The 15,829-nt window shown below is 60.2% G+C and carries 14 protein-coding genes and 1 tRNA gene; 14 read left to right on the plus strand and 1 reads right to left on the minus strand.

Features of this window, described 5'->3' with window-relative positions:
- Positions 1-75: 75 nt before the first annotated feature.
- The 10 genes from HMPREF2971_RS05975 (at position 76) to ilvA (ending at position 11,664) form a co-directional block, all read left to right on the plus strand.
- Complete coding sequence (locus HMPREF2971_RS05975; protein WP_049350040.1) at positions 76-720, plus strand: septum formation initiator family protein; 645 nt, start codon at positions 76-78, stop codon at positions 718-720.
- An 85-nt stretch (positions 721-805) separates the two neighbouring features.
- Positions 806-1,405 carry a DUF501 domain-containing protein gene (locus tag HMPREF2971_RS05980; protein WP_049341514.1) on the plus strand — a complete coding sequence of 200 codons (600 nt, stop codon included), beginning with the start codon at positions 806-808 and terminating at the stop codon, positions 1,403-1,405.
- A gap of 153 nt (positions 1,406-1,558) precedes the next feature.
- Positions 1,559-2,512: a Ppx/GppA phosphatase family protein gene (locus HMPREF2971_RS05985; RefSeq protein ID WP_049338698.1), complete on the plus strand. Its 954-nt coding sequence runs from the start codon at positions 1,559-1,561 to the stop codon at positions 2,510-2,512.
- 63 nt (positions 2,513-2,575) lie between these two features.
- Positions 2,576-4,213, plus strand: a complete 1,638-nt coding sequence (locus HMPREF2971_RS05990) for a S8 family peptidase (RefSeq protein WP_070691894.1) — start codon at positions 2,576-2,578, stop codon at positions 4,211-4,213.
- A 470-nt stretch (positions 4,214-4,683) separates the two neighbouring features.
- Positions 4,684-6,069: an NAD(P)/FAD-dependent oxidoreductase gene (locus HMPREF2971_RS05995; protein WP_012904069.1), complete on the plus strand. Its 1,386-nt coding sequence runs from the start codon at positions 4,684-4,686 to the stop codon at positions 6,067-6,069.
- Between the two features lie 260 nt (positions 6,070-6,329).
- Positions 6,330-6,403: transfer RNA gene (locus HMPREF2971_RS06000), tRNA-Leu, on the plus strand.
- Positions 6,404-6,715: 312 nt separating this feature from the next.
- Complete coding sequence (locus HMPREF2971_RS06005) at positions 6,716-7,600, plus strand: Cof-type HAD-IIB family hydrolase (RefSeq protein ID WP_049358312.1); 885 nt, start codon at positions 6,716-6,718, stop codon at positions 7,598-7,600.
- 197 nt (positions 7,601-7,797) lie between these two features.
- Positions 7,798-8,787, plus strand: a complete 990-nt coding sequence (locus tag HMPREF2971_RS06010; protein ID WP_044150729.1) for a Bax inhibitor-1/YccA family protein — start codon at positions 7,798-7,800, stop codon at positions 8,785-8,787.
- 130 nt (positions 8,788-8,917) lie between these two features.
- On the plus strand, positions 8,918-10,177 hold the full coding sequence (locus HMPREF2971_RS06015) for an AI-2E family transporter (protein ID WP_371440850.1): 1,260 nt from the start codon (positions 8,918-8,920) through the stop codon (positions 10,175-10,177).
- 233 nt (positions 10,178-10,410) lie between these two features.
- The gene (gene ilvA / locus HMPREF2971_RS06020) at positions 10,411-11,664 is read left to right on the plus strand and encodes a threonine ammonia-lyase (protein ID WP_070691897.1); all 1,254 of its coding nucleotides are present in this window, start codon (positions 10,411-10,413) and stop codon (positions 11,662-11,664) included.
- A 171-nt stretch (positions 11,665-11,835) separates the two neighbouring features.
- On the opposite strand, the gene greA is transcribed toward ilvA, so the two are convergent.
- Positions 11,836-12,333 (minus strand): transcription elongation factor GreA, encoded by a 498-nt coding sequence (gene greA / locus HMPREF2971_RS06025; protein ID WP_049327910.1) that lies wholly within the window; start codon positions 12,331-12,333, stop codon positions 11,836-11,838.
- A gap of 418 nt (positions 12,334-12,751) precedes the next feature.
- Here greA and mca point away from each other — a divergent pair, with 418 nt between their 5' ends.
- The 4 genes from mca to HMPREF2971_RS06045 form a co-directional block, all read left to right on the plus strand.
- Positions 12,752-13,723: a mycothiol conjugate amidase Mca gene (gene mca / locus HMPREF2971_RS06030; protein ID WP_070691898.1), complete on the plus strand. Its 972-nt coding sequence runs from the start codon at positions 12,752-12,754 to the stop codon at positions 13,721-13,723.
- Positions 13,724-14,003: 280 nt separating this feature from the next.
- On the plus strand, positions 14,004-14,813 hold the full coding sequence (gene uppS / locus HMPREF2971_RS06035; RefSeq protein WP_005508943.1) for a polyprenyl diphosphate synthase: 810 nt from the start codon (positions 14,004-14,006) through the stop codon (positions 14,811-14,813).
- Positions 14,814-14,904: 91 nt separating this feature from the next.
- Positions 14,905-15,432, plus strand: coding sequence for a prepilin peptidase (locus HMPREF2971_RS06040; RefSeq protein ID WP_049341530.1), 528 nt, complete (start codon positions 14,905-14,907; stop codon positions 15,430-15,432).
- A gap of 126 nt (positions 15,433-15,558) precedes the next feature.
- Positions 15,559-15,829, plus strand: a 271-nt coding sequence (locus HMPREF2971_RS06045) for an NUDIX domain-containing protein (protein ID WP_141755863.1), incomplete at its 3' end; no start/stop codon positions are given.

A 15,829-nucleotide genomic window follows, 5' to 3' on the forward strand; every position in this document is an offset into this window, starting at 1 on the left:
GAAAAGTGGTGCTACGAACCCGGTAGAATATGAAGGAAGCGCTTAGCGGTACAGAATGGAACGAGGGACAGAGCAATGAGCCAGCGAGCAAACCAGCAGACCCGGTCGCACTCTACGAGTTCCACTGCACCCGCTCAGGGCGCTACCGCCTCCGATGCGCCGCGTGGCGCCGCTAAGGAAGCCCGCACCTCCCTGATGAAAAAGGCTAGTGCCCTTTTCTTCGGCGTGGGCTTGAACCAGCGCCACCCTGAACGTGAACGTCAGGCGCAGGCTCGCCGTGAGGAGCGTGCCCGCCGCCGCGCCGCAGCCCAGCAGGGCAGTGAAGAGGGCGGATACGATGCCCCCGTGGCGGCTCATATGTTCTCCGGTCGTAGCTTCCTGACCGCTGTTGTGGTGGGCGTGATTGCGCTCGGTACCGCTTACCCGGTGGTCACCTACATTGACCAGGATCGGGAAATCAAGCAGATCAACACGCACATTTCCCAGCTGCAGCAGGAGAACGCCCAGCTGAAGGCGGAGCAGACCTGGTGGAACGACGACAACTACGTTCGTCAGCAGGCACGTAGCCGCCTCTACTATGTGAACCCCGGCGACACCCCCTACGTGGTCACCGGCATTACCGAGGACTCCACGAAGGCGGACGATACTTCTGCGAACGCGAAGAACGCCCCCGAGGAAGCCTGGACCACGAAGGTTTGGAATTCTCTCGAGAAGAACTAGCCCCAGCCACCGGCAGGAACCCCCGCCCTGGCAAGCACCCGGCATAAGCGGACGAGGTGACCCCTCGTACCAGAAACTTAGGATTATGAGCACCGAAAACACCATTGAAGAGCTGAAGGCACGCACCCCCGGCGGCTTCGGCGTAACTGTTGAAACCCTGACCCCCACCGAGCAGGACATCCGTGTTCTCTCCGCGCAGCTGGGCCGTAAGGTCCGCGACGTGATTGAGATTCCGGCACGCTGCGTGTGCGGTAACCCGCTCGTGGCTGCTACCGCGCCGCGCCTGAGCAACGGCACCCCCTTCCCGACCGTTTTCTACCTGGCGCATCCGGTGATTACCGCTGCGGCTTCCCGCCTGGAGGCGGGCGGCCTGATGTACGAGATGACCGACTCGCTGGCTGAGGACGCGGACCTGGCGGCACAGTACGCTGCCGCGCACGAGAACTACCTGGCTGAGCGTGAGCGCATCCGCCTAATCAGCGGCACTGAAGAGGTCCCGGAGATTGACGGCATCTCTGCCGGCGGCATGCCGACCCGTGTGAAGTGCCTGCACGCCGTTATCGGCCACACCCTGTCGGTGGGGCGCGGCGTGAACCCGATGGGTGACCGCGGCCTGGACGCTATCGCCGAGTGGTGGACCCCCGAGGTCTGCTCCTGCGACCCCGCGTGGCGTGAAGAAGCCTAAATATTGATTCTGGTGCGCCCGCATCGTCTTGAAGGACGGTGCGGGCGCATAATAGATAGAAGAAAGAGCGCCGAAAAGCGAAAATTTTTCGCCTACGGCGCTCGCGTTGCCTTTTGGCACTGATTGGTATTGAAGACCTGAAAGGAACCCACCGTGCGCGTTGGAGCGATTGACTGCGGTACGAACTCTATTCGCCTGCTGATTGCTGATTCCACTACTGAGGTGGTGGACGGGGTCGAGAAGACCGTCCTGAAGGACGTTGTGCGTGAGATGCGCATTGTGCGTCTGGGTCAGGGTGTGGACGCGACCGGCTGGCTGGCGCAGGAGGCGCTGGACCGTACTTTCGCTGCGGCTCGTGAGTACGCGCAGTTGCTGAAGGAGCACGGCGCTGATTCGGTACGTTTTGTGGCGACCAGTGCGACTCGCGATGCGGGTAACCGTCAGGTGTTTGTGGACGGTATCCGCGAGATTTTGGGTATTGAGCCCGAGGTTATCAGCGGTGATGAGGAAGCTGCTCTGTCCTTTGCTGGTGCGGTGCGCGCTGTCGGTTACGGTGATGGCGATACCCTGGTGTTCGACCTGGGTGGCGGTTCGACTGAGTTCGTGCTCGGTGACGAGTCGGGTGTGAAGGCTTCCCGCAGCGTCAATATTGGTTGTGTGCGTCTGACTGAGCGTCACATGATGAGCGCCCCGTCGACTGACTCGCAGATTGCCCGTGTTGAGGCTGATACTGACGAGGCTCTCGAGGTGGCTCGTAAGACTGTGCCCCTGCAGGATGCACGCCGTGTGGTGGCTGTGGCTGGCACCGCGACCACTGTGGCTGCCGCTGCGCTGGGTCTGGACCGCTACGATTCTGAGGCTATTAACGCTCAAAGCTTCTCCGTAGAGACCGTTCAGAAGACCGCCCGCTGGTTGGCTTCGCTGAGCCGAGCCGAGCGTGAGGAGCTCGGCTACATGCACCCCGGCCGGGTGGATGTGATTGGTGCCGGCGCGACGATTTACGCTCGCATCCTGACCCGTCTGAATGAGATGACTGATGGTGCCGTGGATTCGGTGACCGTCAGCGAGCACGACATTCTGGACGGTATCGCTCTGTCCCAGCTGTAGGCTTGAGCGCTCGCGCCGTGAACCGATGGTGGTTCGCGGCGCGGCTCAGCTTGAGGAGTTTTAATGTTCCATTCTGAGCGTCGGCGAGGTATGCCCCTGCCCGGCTGGTCTGTTGCGCCGTCTTTCGCCTGTGCGTCTCGTGTATTTGGTGTGCGCGCTTCGGTTGGTTCTGACCGAGGCGCTACTCGCCGCATCCCTAAGGTTGCAGCTTTGGGCGCTAGTGCCGCGTTGACTCTTCTGCCGTTGTGGACCCCGCTGGCGCCTGCCACTTGGGCGACGGACCCGACGCCTTCAGCTTCTGCGTCCCCGAGCCCGAAGAGGGAGGTGACGGCTACTCCTTCGCCGTCGGGTACTGCGGTGCCAAAGACTTCGGCAACTCCAAGTCAGGGCGCGGATACTGCCAGCGGCGATGATGTACGTCACCGCGAGTATTGGCTACGCGAGTACGGTATTACGTCGCTGTGGTCGCAGGCTACGGGTAAGGGCGTGACGGTTGCCGTAATTGATACGGGCGTGGACGGTACCCACCCGGATCTTGAAGGTAATGTTCTGCGCGGTACCGATGTCTCGGGCGTGGGTAGCGAGGACGGTTGGAAGGGCCTGGGTGCTGAGCCGATGCACGGCACGGAGGTTGCTTCTCTGATTGCAGGTCACGGCCACGATACGCAGGGTTACTCTGCGATTGCTGGCCAGCCGGGTAAACCGACCGGCATGATTGGTGTGGCTCCCGAGGCGAAGATTCTGCCGATTTCGCTGAATATGGGTACGACCGGCGGCAAGAGCATTGATGAGCAGATTCCGGCGGCGGTGCGTTATGCGGTCGACCACGGGGCTCAGATTATCAATATGTCGATTGGCTCGAATAAGACGAGCTGGCCGCAGAGCTGGGATGAGGCTTTTGCGTATGCGGAGCAGAAGGGCGTGCTGATTGTTGCGGCTGCGGGTAACCGCGGTAGCGGTTTGACGCAGGTTGGTGCTCCGGCGACGATTCCTGGCGTGTTGACGGTGGGTGGTATTGACCGGAATAAGCAGGTTTCTGAGGGGTCGTCGACTCAGGGCATTTCGATTGCTGTGGTTGCTCCGAGTACGGACATGATTGCGGCGGCTCCCGGTAATGGGTACATGCTGTGGTCGGGTTCTTCGGCGGCAGCCCCTCTGGTGACGGGTGTTGCGGCGTTGTTGAAGCAGAAGTATCCGCAGGAGTCGGCGGCTCAGCTGGCTCAGCGTTTGATTGCTTCGGCTGATGATGCTGGTGCGACGGGCCGTGACCCTTTGTACGGTTACGGTGTGTTTAACCCGCAGGATGCGATGGCTTTGCCCGCGCCTACGGTGACGGCAAATCCGCTGGGCTCGATTTCTGAGTGGATTGCGGTGCATCGTAAGCAGCAGGTGAGTGAGCCGACTCCGAGTGATGCTGCTCCGGTGCATGAGGAGGGTGAGAGCATTGTGAAGGCGGCTGCGCCGGATGCGCGTCGCCCTCCGGAGGATCGTGGTTGGTTGCCGCCGGTGATTTTGGCGGCTTTGACGTTGTGGTTGACGATTATTACGGCTGGTTCGGTGCATCGTTTGCACAGGATGCACGTGAGTGCGGGGCAGGCTGCGCGTATGGCTCGTGATGCGGCGCATCATCCGGGTGCTCATCATGGAAAGCGTCGCGTTTCTGTGGGGTCGCAGCAGGGTGCCCGGAAGGGGACTCGTTAGGGCTCTTGCGAGTCTGGGTTGCCGGTGTTTTTCTTCTCTGAGGGAGCTTCTTCTGTTCGCCCGGGGCTGACTTTTGAGTTGGTCCCGGGCTTTGTTGTTGGAACCTAAGTTTCGGAAGACGGCACGCATCAATAAACGAAAATATCGAACATGCCGCGTAAAAAACGGAAAGGGTAATTTTGACCGTAACCCGCATCACGAGATGAACCCTGTTCATATCTTCAAAACTTTTAACTTAGGGTCAGCTCAAAGGAATCATAAGTGCGAAATTACCTAAACAAAGGCGTAAAATAGAAGACAACAGGTATGTGATAGACAGGCTCGTGCTGCTAGCCACTTCGCGTTGCGTAAGGACTTCCAGAGCGGGCCGCTTTGTTCGTCAGGGGAGCTTTCGGAACGAGCCGAAAGTTACGCATACCACCCTACCGGGGCTACCGAACCTCGGTACCTAAAGACTAGGAAGTAACAAAATGGCATTCACTAAGGTGGCACAGGACCGTCCTCGCGTCCTGATCGTCGGTGGCGGCTACGTCGGCTTCACCGTTGCTAAGAAGATTCAGAAGGCTATCAAGGAGACCGGTGGCGTTGTCACCATCGTTGAGCCGAACCCCTACATGACTTACCAGCCCTTCCTCCCCGAGGTTGCAGCAGGTTCCATGGAAGGCCGTAACGCAACTGTGCCGCTGCGCCAGCACCTGCGCGACACCGAGCTGATCCCCGGCCGCGTTCTCTCCATCGACCACGCAAACCGCACCGCTGTAGTGGAGCCCACCGATAACGGTGAGCCCTTCGAGCTGAAGTACGACGAGATCGTCCTCGGCGCAGGCGCTGTGACCCGTGCATTCCCGATTCCGGGTCTGGCAGAGGTTGCTATCGGTCTGAAAACCATTGAAGAGGCAGTTTCTGTTCGTAACTGGGTTCTGGACCGCATCGAGGTCGCATCCATGCTGTCCGACCCTGAAACACGTCGTCGTGCCCTGACCTTCGTCGTTGTTGGTGGTGGCTTCGCTGGCGTTGAGACCATCTCCGAGCTCGAAGACATGGCACGCGTTGCTGTTGAGCGCAACGAGCGTCTTTCCGTTTCTGACCTGCACTTCGTCATGATTGAGGCTGCACCGCGCATCATGCCCGAGGTTCCCGCAGACCGTGCAGAGAAGGTCGTTGCAGAGCTGCGTGCGCGCGGCATCGAAATCCTGCTGAACACCTCCCTCTCCGACGCAACCGACGGTAACCTGCAGCTGATTAACATGGCTGACAAGTCCCCCGCAGGCGAGATCAAGACCGACACCCTGATCTGGACCGCAGGCGTGGCAGCATCCCCGATGCTGAAGAACACCGACTTCCCGATTGACGAGCGTGGCCGCGTTCGCGTGAGCGCAGACCTGCGCGTCACCGGCGACGACGGCGTGGTTGAGGGTGCTTGGGCTGCAGGCGACAACGCAGCTGTTCCGGATCTCTCCGGTGGCGGCGTGGGCGGCTTCTGCGTTCCCAACGCTCAGCACGCTTCCCGCCAGGCTGTTGTTCTGGCTAAGAACCTGCTGGCTGCTCGCCGCGGCGAGCCCCTGACCGACTACTACCACGAGACCATTGGTGTTGTGGCAGGTCTGGGCCTGTGGAAGGGCGTTGCAAACTTCAAGGGCAAGACCATTGGCGGCCCGCTGGCATGGATCATGCACCGCGGCTACCACGGCTCTGCAATCCCCACCACCGAGCGTACCGTTCGCGTTATGACCACCTGGGCTCTGAACCAGATCTTCGGTCGCGACACCTCCTCGATTCGCCACCAGCGTTCCCCGCGCCTGGCATTCCAGGAAGCAACCGGTACTGCACCGGCACGCCAGAAGGCAAAGCTCTAAAATAGCCTGACTTAGGGGTACGCCCCTGGGATAGCGCATTTGAGATAAAAGCAATGGGCGGTGCGGAAGACTTTGGTCTTCCGCACCGCCTATTTTGCGCCTGGATGCTTGCGAGCTGTCTAGCTTAGCTCCCCACCAGCGCTTTTGCGTGATGCTTGCTGCGGTGGGGTGCGGGGAACTGTTTGAAATGTGTCTCTGCTTAGATTCGGGTGCGTTTTCGTGGAATAATAAATATTTGTGTCCCGGACTGTTCGGGATACGCCCTCATAGTCCAATTGGCAGAGACAGAGGACTTAAAATCCTTGTGTTCTGGGTTCGAGTCCCAGTGGGGGCACTGCATAGACACGCGTAGATGCGCGGTATAGATAGGCGGCGGCTCTTCCCGTAGGGGAGGAGTCGCCGCTCGCGTGTTTGAAGGTTTACATGTCTGGGTTTTTTTGGGGGGGGTAAAAGACGATGCCCCCGACCAGTTCGGTTGCCATGGGGATGCCCACCTGCTCGAAGGAAGCGATGGTACCCGTGGGCTCCACTCTCAAAAACGCCCGCATACCGTCTTCTGGAGCCCAAAAACATGAGACCCTATATAGAGACACAGCCACAGACGCACCTCCGCCTGAATGGGGTAGTAGAGTCAGAAAGGCACAACATGCAGACTAAGCCCTCCATCATTGCCGTCGATATGGATGGCACCTTCCTCACCGACTCCAAAACGTTCGACACCGAACGTTTCTCGCGCATCCTATCCCGCCTGCAGGCGCAGGGCATCCACTTTGTTGTGGCGAGCGGAAACACCTACGCCAAGCTGCAGGACTATATGCGCGGCTTCGAGAACCAGGGTCTCATCTATATCGCTGAAAACGGTGCGTATCTTGCCGATGAGAGTGGCAAGCTTGCCGTGCATCCCTTTCTGGACGAAGATGTGCCGCGCATTATTGAGGTAGTGCAGGGATTGGACCGGATCGGTCTGCTGGTTTGCACCACCGAAGGTATCTACCTGCCCAAGGACCGTTGCGACCAGATTGTGCACATGATTCGCGGCTATTTTGAAGACACCGGTCAGGAGCTTCCCGAAACCCTCACGTTGGAGGACTTTGCGGCGTTCTTCTTCCCCGGCTCGGTCATGGTTGACTCTGTTGAGGATTTTGAGGGCGCACCCATTAAGTTCCCGCTGTTGACTCCGCCTAAGCAGACGCAGCAGTTGAGCGTTTACCTGCGTGAGGTTCTTCCGCAGACCGTCACTCCGATGGTTAGCGGCTTCGGTGCCATTGATCTGGTGCGTACCGGTGTCAATAAGGCGACCGGTCTGGAGGACCTGTGCGAGCGTCTGGATGCTGATCCGGCGGGCATTCTTGCCTTCGGTGACGGTGAGAACGACATGGAAATGCTCCGCTACGCGGGCTGGGGTGTTGCCATGTCTAATGCCCCGGAGGTTGTGCGAAATGCTGCTGATGAGGTGATTGGCTCGAACGAGGAACAGGCAGTTCTGGAGTATCTGGAACAGCTCCTGGACCGTTTGGAAGCTTCGCACTAGACGCTTCACAAAGAGACGCGCAGAAGCCTTTGCATGCGGGGCGGCGCGGGCCTGGGTGAACCTCAGGTAAACACCGCCCTGAAATATTCTGGCAAGGTCGCTAGAAGCCCATGCTGGTAACGAACAGCGCCCGTGAGCACAGAATCTATCCGATATAATTAACAGAATTAGTTTTGTACCCGTTTAAGGAGAGAAAGATGGCGGGAAACCCGCTTCTGAATTCAATGACGAAGAATGTCACTCAGGGTGACTCTCGTTTCGGTCGTTTTGGTGCGCAGCCGCAGCAGACCAGCCAGCAGGCGCAGTACGGTCAGCAGGCACAGTACGGTCAGCAGCAGACCTATGGCCAGTACGGTCAGCAGTATGATCAGCAGGGCTACGGCCAGAACACCTACGGCCAGCAGCCCTATGGCCAGCAGTATGGTCAGCCCCAGTACGGTCAGCAGGCACAGTACGGCCAGCCGTACGGTGAGGCTGACTACGGCGTAGCAGCCCCCACCTACTCGGAGCCCATCCCCGCCGGTGAGCGCCTGACCATGAACGATGTCTTGGTTAAGACCGGTATCAACCTGGGCCTGGTCGCTGTCGGTGCCGCTGTTGCATGGAATGCACCGGTGCTGCTGCTCCTGGGCATGGTTGGCGGTCTGGTCCTGGGTCTGGTGAACTCCTTCAAGAAGAAGGTTTCCCCGATTCTGGTCATGACCTACGCGCTCATGGAAGGTCTGCTACTCGGTGGTCTGTCCGCTGTTGTGGATATGCGCTACCCCGGCGTGGCAGTTCAGGCGGTTCTGGCAACCCTCGTGGTTGCGGGTGTGACCCTGGCTCTCTTCGCCAACGGCAAGATTCGCACCACCCCCAAGCTGAATAAGATTTTCATGATTGGTGCGCTCAGCTACCTGGGTTACGGCCTGGTGTCCATGCTGACCGCGGGTATCTTCGGTTCCTCGCTGAACAGCTTCTCTATTGGTGGTATTCCGCTGGGCCTGGTGGTTGGTCTGTTCGCTGTTGCGCTGGCAACCTACTCGCTGCTGCTGGACTTCACCACCACCTCCGAGGCTGTGGAGGCTGGCCTGCCCGAGCGTGAGTCTTGGCGCCTTGCTTTCGGCCTGACCGCTTCTCTGGTCTGGCTGTATGTTGAGATCCTGCGTGTTCTCATGTACCTGGCAAGCATCTTTAGCAACGACTAAAGCTCACTTTGAGGCGGCGGTACCGTGATGGTGCCGCCGCTTTCGCGGCTTTGGCGGGGTTTAGCGCCCCACGAATACCGGCTCGCCCAGCAACCTGGCGGGCTTGAGAAAGAGAGACAGCGTGAAGCATATATCGAGTGCCGAAGAACGTCGGGCGGGGGAGGGCTACCGGGTTCCCTTCGCCGTGGACGTGGCCGGCGCGTGGTCCTGGCGCCTCATCGTGATTGCCGGCGCGGGCTGGGTCGTGTGGAAGGGCTTGGGGCACGTCTCCCTGCTGGTCATCGCGATGATGGTGGCCATGCTCCTGGCGGCTCTGCTGAGCCCGACCGTCATGCTCCTGCGGAAGAAGGGCGTGCGGGCCGGCGGCGCGGCGGCTATTGCCGAAATCGGTATGATTCTGGTGCTCGCCGGTATTATTTCGCTGACCGGTCAGCAGATTCTGCGCGGTTTTGTGTCCATGGCGGATAAGGCGATGCAGGGCTACCAGCAGCTGATTGGTTGGCTGAAGGACCTCGGTTACGAGTTCGGTGCAGACCAGCTGAACCAGCTGCTGGAACAGATGGAGAGTGCTGCAACCAATAACCCCAGCTCCGTGCTGAACGGCGTGTCTCGGGTCGGTTCGACCGCTGCCGATGTCGCAACCGGTGTGCTCCTAACCCTGTTCACGCTGCTTTTCTTCCTGATGGAGGGCGAACGCATCTGGCTGTTCGTCGTCGGTCTCTTCCCCAAGGACGCGCGCGAGGCCGTGAATGGTGCGGGCCGCGCGGGCTGGAAGTCCCTGGGCGCCTACGTCCGCGTGCAGATTCTGGTGGCCGCGATTGATGCCATCGGTATCGGCCTGGGCGCCGCCATCCTGGGTGTGCCCCTGGCGATTCCGCTGGGCGTGCTGGTGTTCCTGGGTTCCTTTATCCCGGTGATTGGTGCGCTGTTCTCCGGTGCGGTGGCGGTGCTTCTGGCGCTGGTTGCTCTGGGCCCGGTGCAGGCGCTGATTATGCTGGGCATCGTGCTACTGGTGCAGCAGGTGGAGTCGCATATTCTGCAGCCGCTCATCATGGGTAAGGCTGTATCACTGCACCCGCTGGCCGTTATTTTCTCGGTGGCTGGTGGATCCATGATTTTTGGTGCGGTGGGTGCTCTGTTCGCTGTGCCGACTCTGGCTGTGGTCAACGCGGTGGTGCGTTACCTGGCGAACCGTGACTGGGAGAAGGAAGCACCTCGTGAGGAGGAGTTCCTCTTCCCGCACGAGGTGGCTCGCCGCGAGCAGGCTGAGGAGAAGGCCCAGGAACGGCAGGAGAGCGTCAAGAATCTGGCCTCCCGGGTGCCGAGCCGTCAGAAGGCTGAGGAGCCTGAGAACCAGGCTTCCGAGGCTTCGGACTCCTCCGAAGACTAGGGGCCTGCATCGAGCGGGAGGTTTTGGCGTAGGGCACCCCGCCACCCTCGATAACGCACCGCTAACTCGTCCCGGCGATACCGCCGGCCGCGATGCCGTCTACGGCGGTGTCTCGCCAGGGGGCTACTTGCGACCGGGTAGCCCCCTTCGCTGTACCCATCCTCTAAAATGGGATGAGCAATACATCACCATCCCGCGCCCGCGGGACAACGCACCGTCAGAATGGAAAACCCGTGAGCGTAGATCTCGACTCCCTGCCCGTGACCATTACCGATATTGAACGTGCCGCAGAGCTGCTCGAAGGCGTTATTGAACGCACCCCGGTCGCCCATTCGCGTGCCCTGAGCCAGCGCCTGGGTTCCGAGGTGTTCTTCAAGTGTGAGAACCTGCAACGCGCCGGTTCGTTCAAGGTGCGCGGCGCGTATGTGCGCATGGCAAAGCTCTCCGAGGAGGAGAAGAAGCGCGGCGTCGTGGCGGCGAGTGCAGGTAACCACGCTCAGGGTGTGGCTCTGGCTGCTGACCGTCTGGGCATTAAGGCTCGCATTTACATGCCGCTGGGTGCGGCACTGCCTAAGATTACCGCAACCCGCGATCACGGCGCTGAGGTTGAGCTGCACGGCCTGACCGTGGATGAGGCTCTGGCGGAGGCGAAGCGCTACGCCGAAGAGACCGGCGCGGTGTTCGTGCACCCCTTCGACAATGAAGACATTATTGCCGGCCAGGGCACCATCGGTCTGGAAATCCTGGAGCAGGTTCCGGACGTTGACACCGTGATTGTGGGTGTTGGCGGCGGCGGTCTGCTGGCTGGTCTGTCCGCTGCTATCCGCGCGAAGGAGCAGAAGCTCGGCAAGAAGATCAAGATTATTGGTGTTCAGGCGGAGCACGCGGCGGCGTACCCGCTGTCGCTGGCTGCGGATGCTCTGGTGCCGCTAAAGAAGGTTTCCACCATTGCTGATGGTATTGCGGTGGGTCGCCCCGGCCAGATGCCTTTCTCCATCATTAAGGAGCTGGTAGACGATGTGGCGACCGTGAGTGAAGACGATATCGCTCGCGCCCTGATCTTCCTGATGGAACGTAACAAGCTTGTGGTGGAGCCTGCCGGTTCGGTGCCCGTGGCTGCGCTGATGAACGGCAAGCTGAAGGAAGAGTACGGCGACCTGGGTACGGTCGTGTGTGTGCTCTCCGGCGGCAATATTGACCCGATGCTGATGCTGAAGGTGATTCAGCGCGGTCTGTCTGCGGCTGGCCGCTACATGACCGTGAAGATGATGCTGTCTGACCGTCCGGGTGAGCTGGCGAACATTTCCCGCATTATTTCTGAGAATGATGCGAACGTGACCGGTGTGGATCACACCCGTGTGGGTGGTTCGCTGTCCATGGGTGATGTGTCGATTACCATCGACATGGAAACCAAGGGCGTGGAGCATTGCCGCCAGGTGATTTCTGCCCTGGAGGATGAGGGTTTCAAGCCCATCATCGTCTACTAAGCCGATATATTTATTAGCCGACGAGCTATAGCGTTGCCTCGAATCGGAAGGGTGGAGGCAACCAGATAGGCGCACGCAGGCAGACAAAAAACAGTGCGGGGTGCTGACCGTTATAGTCAGCACCCCGCACTGTTTGTTTTAAATCTAGCGCTGTCTCTTAGCTCTAACTTCTTAGCCCTGGTAGGGGGTCACGGAGACAATCTTGGCGCTCAGTTCCTTACCGTTCGGAGCGGTGTAGGAAACCTCGTCGCCCTGCTTGGCACCCATAATTGCTGCGCCGAGGGGAGACTTCTCGGAGAAGACCTTCAGGTCGGTGCCGGCAGGGAGGGTGTCCTCAATTTCGCGGGAGCCGAGTAGGAACTTCAGGGTGCGGCCTGCAACCTCAGCCTCGATGACCATGCCGTGGCTTACCACGCCGTCATCAACGGGCGCCTCACCAATCTGTGCGGTTTCGAGCAGGTGCTTGAGCTGCTTGATGCGCGCCTCGTTCTTAGCCTGCTCGTCGCGTGCTGCGTGGTAGCCGCCGTTCTCGCGGAGGTCACCCTCATCGCGTGCCTGCGCGATGCGGTCAACGATTTCCTGGCGGTACGGGCCGGAGAGGTGCTCCAGCTCCTGGGTGAGGCGGTCGAAGGCGTCCTGAGTGAGCCATGCACCGGTGTTTTCAGCCATGCGTGTCCTTTGCTTATGCGCCGGCTCTGCCGGTGCGAAACGAATAAACCCGCTACCGCGTGCCGCGTTCAATGCGCGGCGGTACCGGTAACGGAATGAATCAACAGACCTATTCTAGAGCACCGGAGGATTTTCGGCTGTTATGCCGGTCGTATCTTCCCCTCTGAACGCATCTTCGTCGGTACGCACGCCGGTAGCTGAACACTCCGCCAGTATCAGACTGTTTCATGCCCGTGAATCTGCTGATATGACGGCACGTTTCACGATGTCACACGGCGTCATCTGCGCTAGTGCACCGGCGCTATCCTTGGGTATCATACGAGAAGCTACAACCGTAAAATTTCTGCCGTGTAGCGCTCGTATTCGCGAGTCACAGACACATCATCGACCCCTGGCGCATCACCTAAAGGAGACCACCGTGAGCGAAGCCATTGAACAGCTGAAGGCAAACCTGCCGTCTCACCCTCCCGTGGACTCCCTCAAACCGCTGGAGGAGGACTACACCGGTCTGCGCATCCTCGCGGTGCACGCCCACCCGGACGACGAGTCCTCCAAGGGCGCCGGTACCGCCTCGGCGTATATTGCCCGTGGCGCCCGCTTCATGGTGGCGACGATGACCGGCGGCGAGCGCGGTGACATCCTGAATGAGGAGATTGATAAGAGCCCGCGTGCGCACCGTGACCTGCCGGGTCTGCGCCGCGCTGAGATGGCGGCTGCCCGCGAGATTATGGGTATTGAACACCGCTGGATTGGCTTCTTCGACTCGGGTCTGCCCGAAGGCGACCCGATGCCGCCGCTTCCCTTCGGTAGCTTTGGCACCATGCCCCTGGATTGTGCCGCCGCGCCGCTCGTGCGTCTGGTGCGTGACTACCGCCCGCACATCATCATCACCTATGACGAGATCGGCGGCTACCCGCACCCCGACCACATCATGACCCACAAGGTTGCCGTGGAAGCATTCGAGAAGGCAGGCGACCCGGAAGCCTACGTGGGTGAGGGCGAGCCCTGGACCCCGCTGAAGCTCTACTACGACCGCGCATTCAACCCCGAACGCACCCTCGCCCTGCACGAGCATCTGCTCGATACGCACGGTGAGAGTCTGCTGAGCGGCTGGATTGAGAACCTCGCGCACCGCGCCTCCTCGGGGGAGGCGCCTCGCCACGAGACTACGACCCGCATCCTGGTGACCGATCACTTTGAGCAGCGCGATCAGGCTTTGCGCGCGCACGCCTCGCAGGTGGACCCGAACGGCGTGTTTTTCGCCGTTCCCAGCGAACAGCTGAAGGACATTTGGCCCTGGGAGGACTACACGCTGGCCGCCTCGCATACTGAGGTTCAGCTGCCCGAATCTAGCCTGGACGAGGGCCTGAGCGACTACTACGTTATCTAGGCTGGGGTGCATCGCCCCGCGCGTTACAATGATGCCCTTCACCCACGATATGAGTTGTAGGTGAAGGGCATCATCCATTCTTAGGCGCGCGATGTGTGCAGCCCCTGTACGCAACCCCGAATGCCGCCACCAGATGCCACAAATTTTGAGCCGATTCTCAGCCCAACCGCGATGCTGATTGCCGCGAAGGTACGGCGCGGCGGCGTAGAATAAGAGCTTGGACTCTTTCGTTATGAGCCCGCTGAATTATCTGCCACGACAGCCGAATGAGGTATGAGCTATGAGCGCCAACGCCCTGCCCGTGATTACTGTGCACGGCCACGCCAGCAACCCCGGCACTGTCACTGAGCCTACCGTCTATGAGCAGGCTCTGGCGCGCTCGCTGAGCCCCGAATCCCTGCCGGCACATATTGGAGTGCTGGTGGACGGTAACCGCCGCTGGGCGGCTCAGCGCGGTTTGAGCACCCGTGAGGGCCACGCCGCCGGTGCGGAGCGAATTATTGATTTTCTGGCCTGGTGTACTGAGCTGTCGATTCCGCAGGTGAGCCTGTACATGCTCTCCACTGAGAACCTGAAGCGCCCCGAGAAGGAACTGACCGGCCTGGTCGCTGTGATTGATGCGTTCTTGGTGCGTCTGGTGGAGTCCGCCTGCGGTCCGGTGCGCGCTATCGGCAATATTGACCTGATTCCTCGCCAGCTGCACGAGCGCCTGGATTGGGCGATTGAGCAGACTGCGCACCTGCCCGGTGTTCGCGTGAACATTGCGGTCGGCTACGGCGGCCGCCAGGAGATTGTGGACGCGGTCCGCTCGGTTCTGCGCGAGGCTGCCGCTGAGGGCGCATCCTTGGACTCGCTTGCCGAACAGCTGAGCGTGGAGGATATTTCTTCGCACCTGTACACCGCCGATATGCCCGACCCGGACCTGCTGATTCGCACTTCGGGTGAGCAGCGCCTGTCCGGTTTCATGACCTGGCAGAGCGCGTATTCTGAGTTTTATTTCTGCCGTGCCCTGTGGCCGGATTTCACGCGCGTTGATTTTCTGCGTGCCCTGCGGGATTACGCGAACCGTTCCCGCCGCTTCGGTTCCTAGAACTTAGATGCTCTAGCGCCTATGTACTCTAGTGCCGCTGGCTAGTAGTCTGCCGGTAGTACAGCCTCCAGCAATACAGAATGGACGTTCTATGCTCGCTGAGCTTTCCCGCCTCTACAACGCTGGAGGCGCCTCCGTTATTGCCGCTCTGGTGCTCGGCAGCTACCTACTGTATTTTCTGTGGTGTGCCCTGCGGCTGTGGCGTATTGATGTGCGGGAGCACCGTCTGCCGCACCGCATCCTGATTCCTTTGGCTATTGCGACCTACACGGCACTGCCTGTGTCTTTGCTTTTTGCCGGTCACCCCGCCGATATTTGGCGTGTGATTGGTGCCGGTCTGGTGCTGTGGTTCTGCTACCTGCTTCTACGTATCCTGTCTTTTGGCGCGCTGGGCCGCGGGGATGTGAAGCTTGCCGGCATTCTGGGCGGCGTGCTCGGGTACCTGTCCTGGGCGAATCTGGGCTGGGCGTCGCTGGTGACGTTCCTTGCCGGTGGCTTGGTGTCTTTGGCTCTGGTTCTGTTCACGAAGGCGCGCGGTAGCACCCGCATTGCGTTCGGTCCGTTTATGCTTCTGGGCGCGCTGGTGGCGTTGGCTGCTCCGGCGTATTCTCTGTGGTAGATTCCGAAGTAGGGTGACCGTCCGGCTAAGTGGCGGGCTCGTTCTGTGTGCGGCTCGCGGCTGTTCGCTCTGCTCTCTAGCACCTATTCCCGATAGATTTGCCGGGGCGTTTGAAAGGTTGATGTTATGCCTACTCCTCCCTATATCCGTAAGCTGCGTGAGCGGATTGGTTCGGATTACCTGTGGCTGTCCGGTGCGACGGCTGTGGTGTACCGTGAGCAGGATTCTAAGGTGCTGCTGGTGCGCCGTAGCGATAACGGGGCGTGGACCCCGATCACAGGCATTGTGGACCCGGGGGAAAGCCCCGCACTGACCTGCCTGCGTGAGGCGCAGGAGGAGGCGAACGTGCAGATTGAGGTGCTGGAGTTGGCGCAGGTGAAGGCTGACCCGCCGATGC

Source organism: Rothia sp. HMSC066G07, assembly GCF_001814485.1.
Lineage (GTDB): Bacteria > Actinomycetota > Actinomycetes > Actinomycetales > Micrococcaceae > Rothia.

Excerpts from the sequence above, each read along its gene's own strand:
- HMPREF2971_RS05980 (WP_049341514.1), top strand. The coding sequence starts at position 806 with ATGAGCACCGAAAACACCATTGAAGAGCTGAAGGCACGCACCCCCGGC.
- HMPREF2971_RS05990 (WP_070691894.1), top strand. The coding sequence starts at position 2,576 with ATGTTCCATTCTGAGCGTCGGCGAGGTATGCCCCTGCCCGGCTGGTCT.
- HMPREF2971_RS05995 (WP_012904069.1), top strand. The coding sequence starts at position 4,684 with ATGGCATTCACTAAGGTGGCACAGGACCGTCCTCGCGTCCTGATCGTC.
- HMPREF2971_RS06040 (WP_049341530.1), top strand. The coding sequence starts at position 14,905 with ATGCTCGCTGAGCTTTCCCGCCTCTACAACGCTGGAGGCGCCTCCGTT.
- HMPREF2971_RS06005 (WP_049358312.1), top strand. The coding sequence starts at position 6,716 with ATGCAGACTAAGCCCTCCATCATTGCCGTCGATATGGATGGCACCTTC.
- uppS (WP_005508943.1), top strand. The coding sequence starts at position 14,004 with ATGAGCGCCAACGCCCTGCCCGTGATTACTGTGCACGGCCACGCCAGC.
- HMPREF2971_RS06010 (WP_044150729.1), top strand. The coding sequence starts at position 7,798 with ATGGCGGGAAACCCGCTTCTGAATTCAATGACGAAGAATGTCACTCAG.
- HMPREF2971_RS05975 (WP_049350040.1), top strand. The coding sequence starts at position 76 with ATGAGCCAGCGAGCAAACCAGCAGACCCGGTCGCACTCTACGAGTTCC.
- greA (WP_049327910.1), bottom strand. The coding sequence starts at position 12,333 with ATGGCTGAAAACACCGGTGCATGGCTCACTCAGGACGCCTTCGACCGC.